The organism is Neisseria sp. HMSC068C04, assembly GCF_001810105.1.
In the GTDB taxonomy this organism is placed as follows: domain Bacteria; phylum Pseudomonadota; class Gammaproteobacteria; order Burkholderiales; family Neisseriaceae; genus Neisseria; species Neisseria flavescens_B.
The window spans coordinates 27,389-46,256 of the sequence record NZ_KV799965.1; the positions used below are offsets into that span (position 1 = coordinate 27,389).

The 18,868-nt window shown below is 46.7% G+C and carries 17 protein-coding genes and 1 tRNA gene; 9 read left to right on the forward strand and 9 right to left on the reverse strand.

The window, feature by feature from the left end; translation table 11 throughout:
* Nucleotides 1-251 precede the first annotated feature (251 nt).
* A complete protein-coding gene (locus HMPREF2700_RS06910; protein WP_070591162.1) occupies nt 252-1,520 on the forward strand; it encodes a DUF945 family protein in 1,269 nt (422 codons plus the stop codon).
* A 158-nt stretch (nt 1,521-1,678) separates the two neighbouring features.
* On the opposite strand, the gene HMPREF2700_RS06915 is transcribed toward HMPREF2700_RS06910, so the two are convergent.
* The 5 genes from HMPREF2700_RS06915 to ppsA all read right to left on the reverse strand — a co-directional run bounded on the left by HMPREF2700_RS06915 (nt 1,679) and on the right by ppsA (nt 7,163).
* Complete coding sequence (locus HMPREF2700_RS06915; RefSeq protein WP_003685006.1) at nt 1,679-1,969, reverse strand: chaperone modulator CbpM; 291 nt, start codon at nt 1,967-1,969, stop codon at nt 1,679-1,681.
* A 15-nt stretch (nt 1,970-1,984) separates the two neighbouring features.
* Nucleotides 1,985-2,944, reverse strand: coding sequence for a DnaJ C-terminal domain-containing protein (locus HMPREF2700_RS06920; protein WP_070591164.1), 960 nt, complete (start codon nt 2,942-2,944; stop codon nt 1,985-1,987).
* 204 nt (nt 2,945-3,148) lie between these two features.
* Nucleotides 3,149-3,631: a hypothetical protein gene (locus HMPREF2700_RS06925; RefSeq protein WP_070591165.1), complete on the reverse strand. Its 483-nt coding sequence runs from the start codon at nt 3,629-3,631 to the stop codon at nt 3,149-3,151.
* Between the two features lie 172 nt (nt 3,632-3,803).
* Nucleotides 3,804-4,508 carry a peptidoglycan DD-metalloendopeptidase family protein gene (locus HMPREF2700_RS06930; RefSeq protein WP_070591167.1) on the reverse strand — a complete coding sequence of 235 codons (705 nt, stop codon included), beginning with the start codon at nt 4,506-4,508 and terminating at the stop codon, nt 3,804-3,806.
* Between the two features lie 270 nt (nt 4,509-4,778).
* Entirely contained in the window at nt 4,779-7,163 is a 2,385-nt protein-coding gene (ppsA, locus tag HMPREF2700_RS06935; protein WP_070591168.1) for a phosphoenolpyruvate synthase, read from the reverse strand.
* Between the two features lie 416 nt (nt 7,164-7,579).
* On the opposite strand from ppsA, the gene HMPREF2700_RS06940 reads away from it, so the two are divergent.
* A complete protein-coding gene (locus HMPREF2700_RS06940) occupies nt 7,580-8,401 on the forward strand; it encodes a posphoenolpyruvate synthetase regulatory kinase/phosphorylase PpsR (protein ID WP_070591170.1) in 822 nt (273 codons plus the stop codon).
* Nucleotides 8,402-8,456: 55 nt separating this feature from the next.
* Here the strand turns inward: HMPREF2700_RS06940 and dcd are convergent, their stop codons facing one another.
* The 4 genes from dcd to rdgC all read right to left on the reverse strand — a co-directional run bounded on the left by dcd (nt 8,457) and on the right by rdgC (nt 11,365).
* Entirely contained in the window at nt 8,457-9,023 is a 567-nt protein-coding gene (dcd, locus tag HMPREF2700_RS06945) for a dCTP deaminase (RefSeq protein ID WP_070591172.1), read from the reverse strand.
* Nucleotides 9,024-9,148: 125 nt separating this feature from the next.
* Complete coding sequence (locus HMPREF2700_RS06950) at nt 9,149-9,580, reverse strand: MORN repeat-containing protein (protein ID WP_070591174.1); 432 nt, start codon at nt 9,578-9,580, stop codon at nt 9,149-9,151.
* A gap of 24 nt (nt 9,581-9,604) precedes the next feature.
* Nucleotides 9,605-10,387: an ADP-ribosylglycohydrolase family protein gene (locus HMPREF2700_RS06955; protein ID WP_070591175.1), complete on the reverse strand. Its 783-nt coding sequence runs from the start codon at nt 10,385-10,387 to the stop codon at nt 9,605-9,607.
* Between the two features lie 78 nt (nt 10,388-10,465).
* Nucleotides 10,466-11,365, reverse strand: coding sequence for a recombination-associated protein RdgC (gene rdgC, locus HMPREF2700_RS06960; RefSeq protein WP_070591177.1), 900 nt, complete (start codon nt 11,363-11,365; stop codon nt 10,466-10,468).
* Between the two features lie 133 nt (nt 11,366-11,498).
* Here rdgC and HMPREF2700_RS06965 point away from each other — a divergent pair.
* From HMPREF2700_RS06965 to cmr6, 7 genes are all read left to right on the forward strand, one after another.
* Nucleotides 11,499-11,574: transfer RNA gene (locus tag HMPREF2700_RS06965), tRNA-Glu, on the forward strand.
* Nucleotides 11,575-12,102: 528 nt separating this feature from the next.
* On the forward strand, nt 12,103-12,978 hold the full coding sequence (gene cmr1, locus HMPREF2700_RS06970; protein WP_223168671.1) for a type III-B CRISPR module RAMP protein Cmr1: 876 nt from the start codon (nt 12,103-12,105) through the stop codon (nt 12,976-12,978).
* Entirely contained in the window at nt 12,975-14,831 is a 1,857-nt protein-coding gene (gene cas10 / locus HMPREF2700_RS06975) for a type III-B CRISPR-associated protein Cas10/Cmr2 (protein WP_070591178.1), read from the forward strand. The genes cmr1 and cas10 overlap by 4 nt, the downstream gene beginning before the upstream one ends.
* Nucleotides 14,828-15,991 (forward strand): type III-B CRISPR module-associated Cmr3 family protein, encoded by a 1,164-nt coding sequence (locus tag HMPREF2700_RS06980; protein ID WP_070591180.1) that lies wholly within the window; start codon nt 14,828-14,830, stop codon nt 15,989-15,991. The genes cas10 and HMPREF2700_RS06980 overlap by 4 nt, the downstream gene beginning before the upstream one ends.
* Before the next feature lie 52 nt (nt 15,992-16,043).
* Nucleotides 16,044-16,949 (forward strand): type III-B CRISPR module RAMP protein Cmr4, encoded by a 906-nt coding sequence (gene cmr4 / locus HMPREF2700_RS06985; protein WP_070591181.1) that lies wholly within the window; start codon nt 16,044-16,046, stop codon nt 16,947-16,949.
* A 1-nt stretch (nt 16,950) separates the two neighbouring features.
* Nucleotides 16,951-17,319 (forward strand): type III-B CRISPR module-associated protein Cmr5, encoded by a 369-nt coding sequence (cmr5, locus tag HMPREF2700_RS06990; RefSeq protein ID WP_070591183.1) that lies wholly within the window; start codon nt 16,951-16,953, stop codon nt 17,317-17,319.
* Nucleotides 17,320-17,321: 2 nt separating this feature from the next.
* Nucleotides 17,322-18,443, forward strand: coding sequence for a type III-B CRISPR module RAMP protein Cmr6 (gene cmr6 / locus HMPREF2700_RS06995; RefSeq protein WP_070591184.1), 1,122 nt, complete (start codon nt 17,322-17,324; stop codon nt 18,441-18,443).
* The last annotated feature ends 425 nt before the right edge of the window (nt 18,444-18,868 follow it).

The following is an 18,868-nucleotide window of genomic DNA, read 5'->3' on the forward strand; positions in this document are numbered from 1 at the left end:
TGGAAAAAGGTCGTCTGAAAAATTTCAGACGACCTTTTTGTATTATAATGTTGGCATTTTAAAAATCGGCATAAGCAAATATAGTCAGTTACTTCAGTTTTCGTTAAATCTCGACTCGGCATACGCCGTAGCCGTAATTTAAGTTCTACGGAAAGACACTTTTTATACTGAGCTTTGTCACACAAGCTGATTCGAATCAGCACTATTTCAATCTATCCATTATATTTTTACCATCTGCTTGAGGATAAAACATGAAAAAAAGCATCATCGCGACAGTAGTCGGCATTGCCGCATTGGGAGGAGCAACTGTCGGTGGGGGCATTTATGCCGACAATAAATTGAAACAAGAATACTATCTCCAAAATAATCCCGACGCAGATAAGCGCGTGAAAATTACTTTGGATAAATTTGACATGGGACTCACTTCTGGCAAAGTTTCATGGAAAGGCGATATCATTCCCGATCTGTGCAATCAGAGCGAAAAATTCTCGTTGCGCGGTGAAGACACCATTACCCGTGTTTTGAGCGGCTACACTATCCAAACCAAACTCTATGTGATTGGAATGGATAATAAAGAAATATTTCAGTTGGACGGCAATACCGAGCTTTCATGGGGCGGTGAATTAGCCAGTAAACTGACCGTCCCTGCAGGTTCACGAACTATCGACTCTATTGAAACCAAATGGGAAACGGCAACTTTAGCTGTCAAGGGACACAAATCGGACCATCAATACCATCTCGATAATTTCAATTTCGAATGGCCTAACATCACTATCTCGGCCTCTGATAAACCTGACAACCCAGGATTTAAATTTAATTTAAAAAACGTTAAATATCAGACTGATATGGAAAAAGGTGAAACCACTGCCATGCGCAATGGCACTTCTATCTTCAGTCTAGACTCTGTCACATTCAAAATGGACAACTCAAATTTTGATTTCTCAGTTGACAAAATCAAAGCAGAGGGCAAACAGACTGCCAAAGACAATAAATACTCCATGGGAGGGAAGAGTGCCATCGAAAATCTCCGTATAAACGACATTAACTTCGACCGCATCAATTACAACGTCAATCTCCATGATGTCAATGGTGAAAGTATCGACCGTCTCAACAGCTTCTTCAAGCGACAAGGTCAAGAATGTGTTGATATGAACAGCCCCGAAACACAAAAAGAACTGATGGAAGTCGCAAAAACCGTTTTCAAAAGCGGTATCAAATTCGACTCAAAAGGCAATCAAATTTACTTGAACAACAGTGCCGTCAAAGCTGATGTAGACGCCACACTTCCGCCTATCGAATATAAGAATGACGAACAGTTAGGACAAGATATCATCAATAAGCTGAAGTACAACGTCAATGCGGAAGTCGATAAAACCTTCATCAGTGAAGTGCTAAAACTGGCTTCTCAATACGACGCCACTATCAAAGAAAGTGATTTGGAGAGTACAGTTAAGGAAATAGCAACTGCGCTCAATGCCGAAATTACCCAAGACAAGCTGATCATCAAACGTAGTCAATAATCTGTTACGAACCTGTTGAAAATACCGATAGGTTTTGAGTTTGTCCATAATAAAAGGCCGTCTGAAAATACTTTCAGACGGCCTTTTATTATAGAATATCAATAAACATCAAAAACTTTTTCTTGTCATCAATATTTAATCGAACAACTTGTCGATATTTACTCTTCTTCGAGTAGTACCAGCGGACGCTGTATTTTTCTGAGTTCTTCCACCTCGTCTAACAGCCGCATAATCAGCCCCAATGCGGGAATGCCGGCCTCAAAATCACGGCTTAAGCGTTGTGCGCGACGGATGCGGGCAAGATGAAAACCACTGAAGGTGCTTTTTTCGGGCGCGCCATCGATGCTGATGATGTCTTCTGCTATAAGTTCCAACAGCCAATCGCGACGGCAGCGGCTGGCGGCAACGATTTCTTCAAAAGTAAGGGTAATATCGGAGGACTGAATCATAATTTATCCTTTCTCTTATGCTTGTTTTGCAGCAAAGTGTTCGGTTAATTTTTCCCATGCGGCACGGTCGGCCTCGCTCTCTACTGGCGGAACATTAATGCGGATATTAAGATAAAGGTCTCCGGCTTCTTTTGCAGGAATACCTTTGCCTTTGAGGCGGATGCTTTTACCGCTTTGGCTGTTGGCAGGCAGATTGACCTGTAAGCGGCCTGAAGCGGTAGGGACGATGATTTTGCCGCCCAATACGGCTTCCCAAGGTTTGACATCTATTGTTTGATATACGTCTTTCCTGTTTTTAACATATAAATCAGGTTGGTCGTGGAACTTGATTTTTAAGTACAAGTCACCGTTTTCCCCGCCGTTGTATCCCGGTAAACCTTGACCGGCCAAACGGATTTGTTGGCCTTCTGCAATACCTTTGGGAATTTTGACGTTGAGGGTTTTATTTTGATAAACCGCACGTCCGTGTTCGTCTAGAGTCGGCACATTCAAAGTCATGCTACGTTCTGCGCCAACATACGCTGCGTAAATATCAATACTCAATTCAGCATGTTGATCCTCGCCTTTTATTGGGCCGTAGGGTTGCTCGGAACGAGTGTGGGATTGGCGGAATGATGAAAATAGATCTTCAAAATTGAAGTCTCCCGCTCCGAACGGCTCGCCTTCATGACGTTCATAGCGGAAGCCACCACCATTGAATCCATTGCCAAAAGGATTGCTTCCTTGACCAAACGGATTGCCTCTGGTGCTGCGTCCATAAGGATTAGCCAACATTTCATCGTATTCGGCCCGCTTTTCTTTGTCGGAAAGCGTTTCGTAGGCACGGTTGATTTCTACCGTACGTTCGGCTGCGTCAGGTTCTTTGCTGACATCGGGGTGGTATTTGCGCACCAGTTTTCGGTAGGCTTTTTTGATTTCGGCCTCATCCGCATCTTTGGCAACGCCCAGTATTTCATAATAGTTTTTTTCTGCCATGTTATTCCTTTGACTGCTAATATACAAAATTCTTATGGTGTTAATAATTGAGGGTAGGTATTCTAAAATCAAGGGCGTTAGAAATAAAATTCTCTATTTCTGATAATGATTAATGGATAATTTATTTCTTTGTTTCTAGAGAAATAGAGAATATAAAGGCCGTCTGAAATACGGTTTTCAGACGGCCTTTATCAAATTGGGGTTTTATTTGTCTTGAGCGTTTTTTTGTTCGCTAACAATCCATTGGGCAATATCTGAACCTAAGACTTTAGAAGTGCGATTTAAGACTGCACAAGAGCTTTTATAAACACCGAGCATGCCACCGGAAGAATTGCGGGTGAAGGTTTTTTTATTGACTTCTTCGCCATCAACATACAAAGTGGCAACGGCTGTAATACTTTTGGCATGGCCGACAAAGGCTACGCCTGCGCTCATGGCGGAAGTGATGGAGATATCTGCGTATGTTCCTTGTTTTTTACCGTCACGGACAACAGTTACATCACTTTTGGCTGCAGTTTCTTGCAAAGATTTGGACATAATGCTGCCCACTTCTAAACATTCAGAAACGATACGGGTATCGATTTCTTCTTTGTCGCGGTAAGGAATGCTTTCATCAATATGGACATCTGCGCTGGCAAATGCAGAAGCAAACAAGAATGCGGTTGCAAGGATGCGGTTAGGAGACATAGTAGGGTACCTAAAATAGAATGTTAAAAAGAGTTGTCATTGTATAACGGCGTTTTCACTCAATCAACATAAGTTAATTTGGTAAATACTTTTTTGAAATGGGTGTTATGGTAAGACAAATCAAAAGGCCGTCTGAAATAATTTTGTTTCAGACGGCCTTTTGATTGAGGTATTAATTTGTTCTGGTCAAATAAGGCAGAGGATCAACTGCTTTGCCGTTTAGACGAACTTCAAAATGCAGCTTGACACTGTCTGAATCGCTGCTGCCCATGGTGGCGATAACTTGGCCTGCTTGGACTTTTTGATCTTTTTGTACCAAAAGCGTGTCGTTGTGGGCGTAGGCGGTAATGGTGTAGTCATTGTGGCTGATCAAAATCAGCTTGCCATAGCCGCGGACTTCTTCGCCAGCGTAGATGACGGTACCGGCTGCGGCGGAGCGGATTTGTTGGCCTTGTGTGCCTGCAATATCTATGCCTTTGCTGGTGGTGCCGTTGTAGCTTTGGATAATGGAGGATGAAGCGTTATCGGTCGGCCATTGCAGGTTCAATTGGTTGATCGGGGTAACGGCAGTGGTTTGACGTTGCTGCGTTGCAGTGCTGCGTGGGGCGACATGACGGTGGACGCGCAATACTTGGCCGACTTCGATTTGTGAGGCGTTGGGAAGGTTATTCCATGCAACCAGTGTGTTGACATTTTGTCCGTAGCGTTTGGCGATTTGGGTCAGGGTATCGCCAGGGCGGACTTTGTAGTAGCCGTCAGGTACGGCACGGTTGGAAGAGGTATTGTTGCCGGCGCAGGCTGCCAAGATGGCAATGACGCTGATGAGTGCCAGACGTTTCAAGGCCGTCTGAAAGGTAGAAATAAAGTTTGTATTCATGGGATATTTCAAAATGTATCGTTATGCTGTGTATGATAGATAGGAAGAGTGAAAAAAGGTTCACTCAAAAGGCATGGGGTAAAATACAGAAAGGCAGTATATTAACATTGAAAATTTGTGGATATGGCTGCATATTTTTTTATCATTTTGATGATAAAGGATTTTTTCGATAAGGTAAAAGAAAGTGAAAGTTTTTTCAGACGGCATTGAATAAGGCAATAAAAATCCCCTGCCGGGATAAACGGGCAGGGGATTTTTGTCTCATCGAACTTATTTGTTCAATTCGTTAGCCAGATACAGCCAGGTTTCAATGACGGTATCAGGGTTGAGAGATACGCTCTCGATACCTTCTTCAACCAGCCATTTGGCAAAGTCCGGATGGTCTGATGGGCCTTGACCACAAATGCCGACGTATTTGTTTTGTTTGCGGCAGGCAGAGATTGCCAAGTGCAACATCACTTTAACGGCAGGGTTGCGCTCGTCGAAGGAGTCAGATACCAAGCCACTGTCACGGTCGAGGCCGAGGGTCAGCTGGGTCATGTCGTTAGAGCCGATGGAGAAGCCGTCGAAGTATTGCAGGAATTGTTCTGCCAATACGGCGTTGCTTGGCAACTCGCACATCATGATTAGGCGCAGGCCGTTTTTGCCGCGTTCCAAACCGTTTTCTTTCAGGGCTTTAACAACAGCTTCTGCTTCACCCAAAGTACGAACGAATGGAATCATGATTTCGACGTTGGTCAAACCCATTTCATCGCGAACGCGTTTCAAGGCTTTACACTCGAGTGCGAAGCAGTCTTTGAAGTTATCGGCTACATAACGCGCTGCACCGCGGAAACCCAACATTGGGTTTTCTTCGTGCGGTTCGTAGATACTGCCACCCACCAAGTTAGCGTACTCGTTGGATTTGAAGTCAGACATACGGACGATGGTTTTGCGTGGATAAACCGAAGCAGCCAAAGTTGCCACACCTTCCGCAATTTTATCGACATAAAAGTCGACAGGAGAAGCGTAGCCGGCGATGCGGCGGGTAATTTCCGCTTTCAACTCGTCGTCTTGTTTGTCAAATTCCAACAAGGCTTTAGGGTGGATACCGATTTGACGGTTGATGATGAATTCCATACGCGCCAAGCCGATACCTTCGCTAGGCAGATTGGCGAAGCTGAATGCCAATTCAGGGTTACCAACGTTCATCATTACTTTTACAGGCGCTTTAGGCATGTTGTCCAAAGCAACATCGGTAATTTGTACGTCCAGCAAGCCGGAGTAGATGAAGCCGGTATCGCCTTCGGCACAAGATACGGTAACTTCTTGACCTTCGGACAGCAGATCGGTAGCGTCGCCACAACCTACAACAGCCGGAATACCCAATTCACGCGCGATAATCGCTGCGTGGCAGGTACGGCCGCCACGGTTGGTAACGATGGCAGAAGCACGTTTCATTACCGGTTCCCAATCCGGGTCGGTCATGTCGGTAACGAGTACGTCGCCTGCTTCAACGGAATCCATCTCGGAAGCATCTTTCACCAGGCGTACTTTGCCTTGGCCGACTTTTTGACCGATGGCTCGGCCTTCGCACAAGACCACTTTTTCGCCGTTGATAGAGAAGCGGCGCAGGTTGCGGCTGCCGTCTTCTTGAGATTTCACGGTTTCAGGGCGCGCTTGCAGGATGTAGAGTTTACCATCCAAGCCGTCGCGGCCCCATTCGATGTCCATTGGGCGGCCGTAGTGTTTTTCGATGGTCAGCGCGTAATGAGCCAACTCGGTTACTTCGGCGTCGGTAATGGAGAAGCGTTGACGGTCTTCTGCAGGCACATCAACGTTGGTTACAGATTTACCGGCTTCGGCTTTGTCGGTAAAGATCATTTTAATTTGTTTCGAACCCATGGTTTTGCGCAGGATAGCCGGTTTTCCTGCTTTCAAAGTAGGTTTGAATACATAGAATTCGTCAGGGTTTACCGCACCTTGTACGACGTTTTCGCCCAGGCCGTAAGAAGAGGTAACGAAAACGACTTGGTCATAACCGGATTCGGTATCGATGGTAAACATCACACCGGAAGCACCACTGTCAGAGCGCACCATGCGTTGTACGCCGGCAGAAAGGGCAACGATGTCGTGTTCGAAGCCTTTGTGGACACGGTAAGAAATGGCACGGTCGTTGTACAGGGAAGCGAATACATGGCGCATTGCTTCTTTAACGTTATCCAAGCCGTTGATGTTCAGGAAGGTTTCTTGTTGGCCGGCGAAAGAAGCGTCCGGCAAGTCTTCTGCTGTTGCGGAAGAACGTACGGCAACGGAAATGTCCGCACCGCCGGCATCGGCAACCATTTTGTTCCAAGCTGTTTCGATTTCAGCATCCAGCTGCTCAGGGAACGGAGTATCCAAAATCCATTGACGGATTTCTTTACCCACGCGTGCCAATTCGGCAACGTCTTCAACATCCAGTTGTTTCAGGGCTTCGGAAATACGCTCGCTCAGACCATTGTGAGCCAGGAAAGCACGATAAGCTTCGGCTGTGGTTGCAAAACCGCCGGGAACGCGCACGCCTTTTTCAGTCAGTTGGCTGATCATTTCGCCCAAAGAGGCATTTTTACCGCCCACTCGCTCAACGTCAGTCATACGCAGGTTTTCAAACCAAATAACGTAGTTTTCGGCCATTTGTGTGTCCAATCCAATCCAAAAATGTTAAAAAAGAAACAAATCCGCCTGCTTATTGTAGCCATTCGTTTGATGGCTGTCATGTGTTTTATCTTTTTAAAAATCACAAATTCGTCTGCGATATTGTACTTTTCAGGCGTGTAACCTTCTGAAATATGAATATCAGATTCATGTTTTTACGTGTTATCTTCTTGTTAAATATGGGAAACAAAATAAGTTAATAAATTTAAGAATCGAAATTTACTTTACAAATTTAGAATAAAATTCCAATAAATCTGGAAAAATAAAATTTTATTCTAATTTAAAATTTGTTTAAATTTGTTGTAATCCTGTGTAATCTACCGGGAATCGCTTTATTGCAAAGGCTGTAACTGCTATGATTGCCGTCTGAAACGTTACCCTCTGAAGGATTCATTATGACTGCTCCACGCCAAGTCTTCTATATTTCCGACCGCACTGGTCTGACCGCTGAAAATATCGGTGAAGCCCTGTTGAACCAATTCGGCAATGTCGAGTTCAAGCGCCATGTTTATCCATTTATCGATACGTCTGAAAAAGCGTTGGCTGTAGTGGATGAGGTCAATAAGACAGCCGAACAGTTTGGCGATCGTCCGATTGCTTTTGTCAGCGTGGTAAATGATGCAATCCGTGAAATCATCAAAAAATCCAATGCATTCCATATTGATTTCTTTGAAACGTTCTTGGGTTTGCTGGAAAAAGAATTGAATGTTGAAGCAACGATTGCCGAGCGAGGCCATCATAGTATCGGTAATACCAAGCGTTATGATGCGCGTATGGAAGCAGTGAACTTCTCGCTCAGCCATGATGACGGTGTCAGCGATAAAAACCTACAAGAAGCGGATGTGATTTTGATGGGCGTGTCCCGTTCGGGCAAAACGCCGACTTGTCTCTATCTGGCTCTGCAATACGGTATCCGCGCCGCAAACTATCCATTGATTCCCGATGATTTGGAATCGACCGATTTGCCGCGTATGGTCAAACCTTATAAAGACAAGCTGTTCGGCTTAACCATTCAGCCTGAGCGTCTGCAGGCTATCCGTCAGGAACGCCGTCCTAATTCGACCTATGCCAAAATCGATACTTGCCGCAGTGAGATTGCCGATGCGCAAAATATGTTCAAGCGCCACGGAGTGCCGTTTACCAATACAACGGATAAATCTGTGGAAGAACTCGCCGTTCATATCTTGCAGGCTTGTAAGCTGAAACGCCGTTTCTAAATGAAATGATAAAAGGCCGTCTGAAACTTCAGACGGCCTTTTTTTATTTTATACATTAGGTCTTAGGCAGGGTAACACCGGTTTGTCCCATGTATTTGCCGTTGCGGTCTTTGTATGAAGTTTCGCAGATTTCATCGCTCTCAAAGAACAAGACTTGGGCCACGCCTTCGCCGGCGTAGATTTTGGCAGGCAGGGGGGTGGTGTTGGAAAACTCAAGCGTAACGTAGCCTTCCCACTCGGGCTCGAACGGGGTAACGTTGACGATAATACCGCAGCGTGCGTAAGTGGATTTGCCCAGGCAGACGGTCAGGACGTTGCGCGGGATGCGGAAATATTCGACTGTGCGCGCCAGTGCAAAGGAGTTGGGCGGAATGATGCAACAGTCGTCTTCGACTGTAACGAAGTTTTTCGGGTCGAAGTTTTTCGGGTCGACGATGGTGCTGTTGATATTGGTAAAGATTTTAAATTCATTGGCACAACGGATGTCGTAGCCGTAGCTGGATGTGCCGTAGGAAATGATGCGTTGGCCGTTGGCCTCTTTGATTTGGTTGGGCTCGAACGGCTCAATCATGCCGTGTTCTTCGGCCATGCGGCGTATCCATTTGTCGGATTTAATGCTCATGGTGGTTGTCCTGGGGTAAGGGTTGTTTGGAAATTCTTTAAAATCAACACAACAGCCTTTAGGCAGGCTTGTTAATTGATGTTTCAGACGGCCTGAAATATGGATGAGGCCGTCTGAAAGGCTGTTTATTTGGTTTTGGAAGTAGATTTCTTAGGCAGTTTGACTTCTTTAATCATACCGTCTTCGCATTTCATGATGAAGACGGGTGTGCCGTTTTGAGAGGCGGTAAAGTTTCCGTGTGCCTTGCCTTTTTTGAACATGCCTTCCAGCGTCATATTGCGTAATTTGGCGCTATTGGAGGAGAAAGGTTCGATAAAGGTTTCGCCGTTGCCGGAAACGGTATATGCGCCTTTGCCGTCAAATTTGCCGTTTTTAAATGTGCCGACATAGCTGCGGCCGTCTTGGCATTTCCATGTACCTTTACCGGACGGTTTGCCGTCTTTGCCGACATCGCCATCATAAGCGCAACCTTTTTCCTGATAAGGATTGATGGTTTCGGCAATGGCAGGCGTACCCAGCATGAAGGCGATGGGGAGTAGGGCGAGGTATTTCATCATTATTATTCCTTTTTGCAGGCGGTTTCAGACGGCCTGATATTGGGATTCAAAAGTCAGCAGGGTTTCAGCAATACGGCGTGGCAATATGGCTAAAGCGTGTTCGCGCATGGCCGTAGGGATACCGTAGTAGGCTTCGGCAATACTGCCGGTAATGGCCGCCAAGGTATCGCTGTCTCCCCCCAGGGAAACTGCCAGTTGGATGGCGTGTTCAAAATCATCACTTTCAAGAAAGGCGGTAATCGCTTGAGGTACGGTTTCCTGACAGCTTTCGTTGAAATGATAATGCGGGCGGATTTGGTCGCAACTTTGGCTCAAGTCGTAGCCGAATTGTCGTGTAATGTTTTCTTTGATTTGCGCTTTGCCCATGCCGGTACGCGCCCAAAAGATGGTGGCGGCTACGGCTTGCGCGCCTTTAATGCCTTCCGGGTGGTTGTGCGTTACGGTGGCGGATTGTTTGGCAAAATGCAGGGTTTCTTCCAATGTGGCAAATGCCCAACCAACGGCCGAAACACGCATGGCCGATCCGTTGCCCCAGCTATTATAAGGTTCTGGATCTTTCCATTCTATCCATTGTGAGAAGCGGCCGCCATATGCGCCTTTCGGACAGGGATATGTCCTACACCAGCCTTGCAAAATAGAGGACAAATTATCGTTGCAGCCTTGTAAAACCCAATCGGCAATGGCAACAGTGCAAATCGTGTCATCGGTAAAGTCGCTGTCGGGGCTGAAAATATCAAAATCAGTGTGACGGTAGTTGTCAAACTCGAATCGTGATCCGGCAATATCGCCAATGACTGCGCCCAACATCATGACATCCTTTCTGATACTTCTATTTATATTTCAGACGGCCTTTGATATTTCCCAATCAAAAGGCCGTCTGAAAAATTATTCTTGCCAGCCGCCCAAATAAGAAACCAGTTCTTCCAACATGGTGCTGATGGCTTCGGTCATCAGGATTTGCGAGGCAAAGGCGAGGCCGGCGGCATCGTCGCCGTTGCTTTCGGCTTCTTCTTGCAAAACGTCCAGATACTGGATGCGTTTGAGCGTAAAGTCTTGGGTGAGGATGAACGCGATTTGTTCGCGCCATACCAAGCCCAGCTGGGTAACGGTTTTGCCGTTTTTGACGTGTTGTACCACTTCATCGGCGGTCAGGTCTTGTTTGGAAACTTTGACGACCGGAACAACATCGCCTACGCCTTTGAGTTCGCAATCGCTGTCCAATTCAAAACCGCCTGCGCAATGGCCTTGCAGCAGCCAGCTGGTCATCAGGGAAGAGGGCGATTGTTTGGTGTTGGGCAGGGCTGCCTCAAGACCGCCCAAGGCTTCGCGCAGCTTGGTCAGGATATTTTCCGCTTTGGCAGATGCGGCATTGTTGACCAAAAGATAACCATGGCGCGTGTCGAAAATCGCCTGTGTGCGGCTGCTGCGCGTAAAAGCGCGGGGCAGCAGGTCGTCAGTAATCTGTTCTTTCAGCTCTTGTTTTTCCTTACGGCCGACATTGCGCGCTTCGTTGTTTTGGATTTCCAAAACCTTTTCATCCAAAATATCGCGGATCACGCCGGCAGGCAGGACTTTTTCTTCTTTTTTCAAAGCAATGCGCCAAGTGTAATCGGCAGGGAAAACCAGCTCGGGCGAAAAGGAAACCGGCGTGGCAAAGCCTTCGCTAAACCAGTCCAAACCCTGACAATGGGCAAATTCGGATTGCGCCAATTTGTCGGCAAGGACTTCCAATTCGGGCAACTTGTCTTTGTTGAGCGGATAAAAACTGATTTGCTTAAACCACATGGCGAGTTTTCCTTTTTATTAAAACCGGCATTATACAGGGAAAATAACATACGGAAATCGGCAGCATCTTTAAAAATGCAGTAAAGGCGTTGACAGAAGAAAAGGGTTTCTGTATAGTTCGCGCTTCGGTTACGCGCCCATCGTCTAGAGGCCTAGGACACTGCCCTTTCACGGCGGCAACCGGGGTTCGAATCCCCGTGGGCGTGCCAAAATTCTAAAAATCCCTTACTGTACATAGCAAACAGTAAGGGATTTTTATTTTGTCTGTTTAATCAAGAGATTTATCTATTTCTAGTCATTATTTCAATAAAATATATCTAAATAATCTATTTCTATCAAGCTAATTTATTTGATTGTAATTTTCTATTTCATTTAAATTTTATAATTTAATCATATTGGATAACTAATAAATTCCTTTGTAATTAAACTATTCAGCTGCATACTCAAGTAAAGTCTTAGCAAGAGTAGATAAAATCAAGTGCCAGTAGTTCGCCGGTTTCTTGGTGGCTTTACTATTATTTCTTTTTTTATCAAAAATCACTTCGGTTTTTAAAATAAGTATTGGGTAGTTCGAGAATTTTTGCGTCTAAAGAAAATAGACAATCTATTCAATTTATTAGATAAAAGTTTTTAGTATTTAGAGAGGTAATTTATATTTACAAATTTGTGTATGATGCAAAGTTTAATTATTTCTGATATAAAAGTAACTTGCTGATTGAATAACAAAGGATAAGAAAATGGCTTTACTAATACCTGATTTTGCACCAACGGAAAAATTGCCTGAAAGCAAGGAAAAATGGCAGGAAATTCACTGTGAGTTGGTTACACCTTTGCATGGTGGTGGTGTGGTGGCGCGTGAAAGTGATGATAAATTGCCCGTGCGAGTAACCGCAATTCGCGGGCAACTGCGTTTTTGGTGGCGATTGTTGGCTCAACAAAAATGGAACTTGAGCGGGAAAAGATTACGTGAAGCAGAGTTTCGTTTATGGGGGGGTATTGGTGAAGAAGCTGCGGCAAGTTTAGTATTTTTACGTGTACAGATACAAAACAAACTGAAAGAAGCTTCACTTTCTGATTATGCAAAAGGTTTAAACGATCCTTTAGGCTATGCGTTGTTTACGGCACGCAAGACGAAGACAGGACTACCTGAAATGAAATTGGGCAAAGAAGGCTTGCAATGGATTGTGCAATGGCGTTTGAGTGAAAAGGTAAACGAAACAGATAAGCAGCAGGTTTTGGAAACTTTACGCTGGTGGGTAACTTTAGGAGGGCTAGGTGGGCGCACTCGGCGTGGCTGCGGTGCTTTTAAGGCTGAAGGTATAAAACTGGTTCCAACTGAAGAAATGCGTGAATTGGGTTGCAAAATTTTGTTTTTAGGTAGCGATAAAAAAGTCAAAGATGCTTGGATCGATGCAATCAATGAATGGAAAGAAACACGACGTAAATATAAAACAGAGTTTCGCCGACTGCTTGGACGCAATGATGAATATTCACGACATTTGGCAACCATATTCAGCCGCCCCGTTTATGAGAGTGGTCAATGGCATGGCATGGTGATTATGTTGCCGAACAGTAGTCCAGAAGTAAAACAGATTTTGGAGAAAACGAAATGACTCAATATGTTTTAACCCTATCCATCGGTCCTGTACAGGGATTTATTGCTTCGGCTCGACGGAGTCGGGATTTATGGAGCGGTTCTTGGTTACTGTCAGAAATGGCAAAGGCAGCTGCAAAGAGTTTGTTTGAAGCCGGAGCGCAGATGGTGTTTCCGTTTGTGGACGAGGCGACCAAAGACCGTTTAGAACCTTGTGACAGGATGGACGATAATTTTTCAGTCGGCAACAAAATTCAAGTGCAGGTTGATGCAGTTGATGATGCCGCAGTACGCGGCTTGGTTGTGCAGGCAAAAGCAGCGGCGCAGTCACGGTTTGAAACCATCGCGCGTCAGGCGCGACAAGATTTGAACGCAGCTTTACGCGATGAAATTTGGCAGATGCAGCTTAATGATTATTTAGAAATTCAGGCTGCGTGGGCAAAGATAACCGAAAAAGGTTATTCGGATGCAAGCCAACGTGCAGCATCAGCTTTGGCTACGAGAAAAGCAACACGCGATTTTATGCCTGTACATGCGGCTGATGCTTGGGATAAGCGGTTTATGTTGCCTAAATCCTCACTGGATGGCGCACGTGAAACCGTATTGCTGGAAAAAGCAAACGGCGATGCCGACTTGTCTGATGTGGCAAGACGCAAGCTTGGCTTGAGCCTATCCGAGCAGTTGGATTGTGTAGGGATTATGAAGCGTTTGGGAGGAAATAGCGAGCAGTTTACGCCTGTTACACGCGTGGCAGCAGATGCTTGGCTGCAAGATTTGCCTGAAAATGAGTTAAGCCAACTTCGTGATGCATATGAGCCGTTGATTGCGCTGAATTTAGCAACACGCGTAAAAGGCAATCAAGGTGTTTATGCAGATTTTCCGTTTGACGCACAACTGCTGTACCGAAACCGTTTGGATGCGGTTTTGTCGGACAATAAAAACAGCGCGGATGCATCGGAAAAATTATCAGATTTGAAAAATGTCCTAAAACCGATTTGGCACAAATATGGTGAACCATGCAGCTACTGGGCGATGTTGCTGGCAGACGGCGACCGCATGGGCGAGTTGCTGGATAGGGCAAAGACGATTGAAGAACATCAAATGATTACCGAAGCGTTGTCTTCATTTGCTGAAAGTGTACCTGCAAAAATGCGTGACTTTCAGGCGCAATGCGTATACGCAGGCGGCGACGATGTATTGGGCTTTGTTGCGCTGGATAAGGCGGTTGATTGCGCGGATGCGTTACGGCAAGCATTTTCAGGCAGTCTGAAAAAAGTGTCAGATGTTTTGAAAGCAGAAAAAACGCCCACCTTGTCCGTTGGACTGGCCATTTGTCACATCAGTACCCCCCTTGGCAATGTACGCCGTTTGGCAAAACGCGCAGAAAAAGTGGCAAAAGGTGACAGTTATCCTTCCAATCAGCAGCGTAATGCACTGGGCATTACCCTGTCTGTGCGTTCAGGTTCGGACAGCGATTGGCGTGTGCAATGGAGTGATGAAGCAGGTTTGGCAACATTTAAGAAATGGCAAAACCGGTATCAGAAGAAAGAAATCAGCAGCCGTATCGCCTACGACAGTCGCGATATCTTTATGCGTACGGATTTTCCGAAATCTGCTGATTTAACCTCCGAACTGCACCAAAATATCCGACAAGCCGAGTTTACCCGAATGCTGGATAGGGCGCGGAATATGTCGGGTGGTGAATTGAAAGACGATGTAAAGAAAGAGTTGAAAGCCCGACTGGATGAGTTGCAACGACAACTTGGCAGTGAACACGCCGGCGCACTCAATATCTTCGCCACCGAGTTAATTATTGCCCGCTGGCTTGCAGCTAAAACACAAAACGATTTAGGACAGGAGGCGCAATCATGAACAGCTATTTTTTAGACGCACTTGCGCCGTTGGTATTCCGCAGCGGCAAACCGTTTGGAGCGCAGTCGGATACCGATGACATTCAGTTTCCATTACCCTCCGCGGCAGCAGGTTTGGTACGCACGCAAATCATGCGGCAAAACGGTTGCGATTGGGACGGCAAAGCACAAGGCAATCGAGCCAAGTTGTCAGACGTACAAGTCGATGAATTACGTCAAATTGCCGTACAGGGCGCCTTTTTAGCAAAACAGGACATTTCAGACGGCCTGAAAATCCTATTGCCCAAACCTGCCGACGCCTTGTATTTGAAAAACAAAGAGACAGACAAAACCGAACTCGTCCGTCTTGCGCCGCAAGCCTTTGGCAGCGATACAGCGGCGGATTTCCCTCATGCCGATTTATTGCCCGTACAAATCCAATCGCCGATTAAAGGCAAACCTCAAAGTGGGGCAATATATTGGGATTTGGCAGACATACTGGCTTGGCATAAGGGAGAAAAGTTGGGCTTTGACGATGTAAACAAACGCGGCGCACAATCTCTGCCGATTGAAACGCGTACTCATGTCGGCATAGACCGAAAAACGCTTGCAGCCGAAGACGGACGTTTGTTTCAAACAGCCGCTTACGACTTTGCCGAATCGGCTCAGAAGCATCATCAGGGTTGGGAAAGCTACCGCTATGGTTTTATGATCCGTACCGCAGCCGATTTACAAGACAACAGCGTAGTGCGTTTTGGCGGAGAAGGAAGACTGTCGCGACTGAATAAAATTTCAGACGACGTGTTCAAACAGCCCGAATACGCATATACAAACGGATTAATGCTCACCTTGCTGACTCCTGCCTTGTTTGAAAAAGGCTGGCTGCCTGGCTGGTTGGACAGCCAAACCTTAACAGGCACACTCCCGCATACCAACCTGCAAGTTAAGCTCCGTTCAGCCGCCATAGACCGTTGGCTGCCCGTTTCAGGTTGGGATTTACAGCAGCATGCCCCGAAAGCCATGAGAAAAGCCGTTTCGGCAGGTGCAGTGTATTGGTTTGAAATACAAAGCGGCAATCCGGACGAACTCTCCCAAGCCCAATGGCAATCATTTAGCGACAATGAGCAAGACCGACGCGACGGCTTCGGTATTGGATTGATCGGTCCGTGGCAGAGCATTTGATTTTCAGACGGCCTGATTCCCTATTTCATATTTAAAACACAAGGAAAACAAAATGAATACCCGAATTTTTCACCTACATGCCTTATCCGCATTACACGTTGGCACAGGCCAAGGCGTCGGCGCTGTTGACTTGCCCATTGCACGCAGCCGCGCCACCAATCTGCCGCTTGTACCCGGCAGCGCGCTCAAAGGCGTACTGCGTGATGAAGCCAAAGAAAAATGGCATGTAAGCGAAAACGACATCCAAGCCCTGTTTGGCGCAGACAGCCAGGCCGACAAAGACAACATTCACGCCAGCGCAGCCGCCTTTGGCGATGCACATCTATTGCTGCTTCCGATCCGCTCGTTTGCAGGAACAGTCGCCTTTGCCACTTGTCCCTTTATCTTGCAACGTTATGCTCGCGATGTACGCGGGATGTTGCCGGGAATCCCAAAAGTACCCGCTTTAAAAGATAGCGCATCTGTGCCGGAAAACACCGTATTGCGCGTTTCAGGCAGTCAAATTGCGTTGGAAGATTTGGACATCGGCAGCGAAACCAGTACCGAAGCCAAACAATGGGCAGAACACATTGCCGCTGCCGTTTACCCCGAAAACACCGCTGACTACGAAGCATGGCGCGAACAGCTCTGCCAACGCTTCATTATCCTGCCCGACAGCACATTCTCCTTCTTAGCCGATACCGCGACCGAAATCCGTATGCGTATCAGGATTGACCGCGAAACGCGCATCGTCAAAGAGGGCGCGCTCTGGTCGGAAGAAAACCTGCCGGCCGAAAGCGTACTGTACGGCATTTTAGCGATTGACAAATCGCGCCACAGCCGCAATGCCAAAAGTGCGGACGAGCTTTCCGCATTGATTCCGGCAGGCGAAACCCAAATCCAGATTGGCGGCAAGCATACAGTCGGACGCGGCCTGTGTCGTCTCGTACTTTCAGACGGCCTGACAAAAGGGGAATAACATGCAACACATCCGCTCGCAAAAATACGCCCAACGCGCATTTGGATTGATTCAAAAAGTCAAAGATGACAACAAGCAAGTTAAAGAATACCGTACACTTGTATTGAATTTTCCCACCATGATCCTGCAATCCGGGCTTGCCCAAGCCATCGGCTTTTTACGAGCCAAAGCCAAAGAAGAACACCTGCTCCTATTGGCACATATTGCCGAATTGTTGGGCGAAAACAAAGACAGTCTGCACATGAAAATCTTAGAAGCAGACTTATCGCACTATCAACTTCTTTCTCGCCAAGCCTTGGAAGCGGCTTCCAGCCTGAAACGCTACACCCAAGCCCTGCTGCCCAAACCCAAAGACGAACAAGGGGAATAATCATGACCATATCACTCATGCGGGAAAGCCTGAAAAAACTTATTCCGGACGACCCGAAAGATGCGCACGCCGGTTTACTCATGCAACGCGGTTTGACCGAATGGGATAAAGACGACAAAAAAGCCAAAGCAGAGCTGATTGAAAAAATCGTCAAAATCCCCGCGCCCAAAAAAGACAGCCTGTACGCGCTCGCCTTTACGCGCTGGGTGCAGGCCACTTCCGATACCGGCCGTTTTGCCACGCTTGCCGCCAGCATTTCAGGCAGGCTCTATACAGGCCTCAACAGCGCAGGCGTACTGGAAACAGGCATCAGCACCAGCCATACCTACGGCATGCCGCTCCTTGCAGGCTCGTCCGTCAAAGGCATCGCCCGCAGTCATGCCGAAAGCATCGGATTGGATAAATCCCATCTGACCGTATTGTTCGGCGACGACAGCGACTCAGGCAGCCTGAAGTCAGGCGCACTCGTTTGGCACGACGCATGGTTCATCCCTGCCAACACCCCGCCCTTTGCCGCAGAAATCATTACCACCCACCACCAAGACTACTACAACGGCAAACAACTTGAAGCCGACGAAATGGAATCCCCCATTCCCAACCAGCAAATCGCCACACAAGGCAGCTTTTATTTCGTCATCGAAAGCGCACCGGGCGCGCAGGCATGGGCTGTATACGCCCAAAACCTACTGATTCAAGCCTTGCGGACACAAGGCGCAGGCAGTAAAACCGCATCCGGCTACGGCTATTTCACAGAAGCAGCCGAAGAAGCACAACGAAGCATCCGCAACATTCAAGAAGCACAAAACCAAGCCCTGGCCGCGCAACAAAAAGCCGCCGAGCTTGCCGCCATGCCCGCGCATCAGCAGTTTATCCAAACATGGCAAGAAAGAATGGAGGAGCAACCAAACAAGATCATAGGCAACCAAGCACACGACAAACTCTATCAAGAATGGAAGGCAGCCTTGCAAACCGCCGCAGAAAGTCCCGATTTGAGCGCAGAGCAGAAAGCCGAAATCGCCGTTGCGTTTGCCGTCAAAAAGATGATGACAAAATACGCAAAATGGCTGACCGACAAGCGCGGAAAAGATCTGAAACCTATCTTGGCGAAGCTGCGCGGCGAATAGATTTTCGTCTTTGTCTGAACCCGAATTTTTCAGACGGCCTAAAGCCGTAAAACGGTTAAAAAGCGTTGTCGAATACGGAGTACACGGCTATAATCTGCATCACAAGTTTTCCGACGGATAGCGAAAAGTCTGTCTTTCGGCTGCTCTTTTCAGTTAACATTTCGTTAATTAATGTCTTTGTTTGTTAAGAGAAAATGCTAACGTTTCTTAACTATGCAGAGCTTTGAAAATAATGAGATTTTTTAATTGAGTGCAGTCGGAAGACTTGCCCCACTAATCGGGGATTAAGACGCAATTTCAGGCGTGATGTCGCTGTCGTTTTGGGTCGGAAGACTTGCCCCACTAATCGGGGATTAAGACTTGGTGTATGGTGTTTGTAATCGGTCGTAGATGTCGGAAGACTTGCCCCACTAATCGGGGATTAA

Coding starts and splice junctions, on each gene's coding strand:
- HMPREF2700_RS06910 (WP_070591162.1), top strand. CDS start 252: ATGAAAAAAAGCATCATCGCGACAGTAGTCGGCATTGCCGCATTGGGA.
- HMPREF2700_RS06915 (WP_003685006.1), bottom strand. CDS start 1,969: ATGATTCAGTCCTCCGATATTACCCTTACTTTTGAAGAAATCGTTGCC.
- HMPREF2700_RS06920 (WP_070591164.1), bottom strand. CDS start 2,944: ATGGCAGAAAAAAACTATTATGAAATACTGGGCGTTGCCAAAGATGCG.
- HMPREF2700_RS06925 (WP_070591165.1), bottom strand. CDS start 3,631: ATGTCTCCTAACCGCATCCTTGCAACCGCATTCTTGTTTGCTTCTGCA.
- HMPREF2700_RS06930 (WP_070591167.1), bottom strand. CDS start 4,508: ATGAATACAAACTTTATTTCTACCTTTCAGACGGCCTTGAAACGTCTG.
- ppsA (WP_070591168.1), bottom strand. CDS start 7,163: ATGGCCGAAAACTACGTTATTTGGTTTGAAAACCTGCGTATGACTGAC.
- HMPREF2700_RS06940 (WP_070591170.1), top strand. CDS start 7,580: ATGACTGCTCCACGCCAAGTCTTCTATATTTCCGACCGCACTGGTCTG.
- dcd (WP_070591172.1), bottom strand. CDS start 9,023: ATGAGCATTAAATCCGACAAATGGATACGCCGCATGGCCGAAGAACAC.
- HMPREF2700_RS06950 (WP_070591174.1), bottom strand. CDS start 9,580: ATGATGAAATACCTCGCCCTACTCCCCATCGCCTTCATGCTGGGTACG.
- HMPREF2700_RS06955 (WP_070591175.1), bottom strand. CDS start 10,387: ATGTTGGGCGCAGTCATTGGCGATATTGCCGGATCACGATTCGAGTTT.
- rdgC (WP_070591177.1), bottom strand. CDS start 11,365: ATGTGGTTTAAGCAAATCAGTTTTTATCCGCTCAACAAAGACAAGTTG.
- cmr1 (WP_223168671.1), top strand. CDS start 12,103: ATGGCTTTACTAATACCTGATTTTGCACCAACGGAAAAATTGCCTGAA.
- cas10 (WP_070591178.1), top strand. CDS start 12,975: ATGACTCAATATGTTTTAACCCTATCCATCGGTCCTGTACAGGGATTT.
- HMPREF2700_RS06980 (WP_070591180.1), top strand. CDS start 14,828: ATGAACAGCTATTTTTTAGACGCACTTGCGCCGTTGGTATTCCGCAGC.
- cmr4 (WP_070591181.1), top strand. CDS start 16,044: ATGAATACCCGAATTTTTCACCTACATGCCTTATCCGCATTACACGTT.
- cmr5 (WP_070591183.1), top strand. CDS start 16,951: ATGCAACACATCCGCTCGCAAAAATACGCCCAACGCGCATTTGGATTG.
- cmr6 (WP_070591184.1), top strand. CDS start 17,322: ATGACCATATCACTCATGCGGGAAAGCCTGAAAAAACTTATTCCGGAC.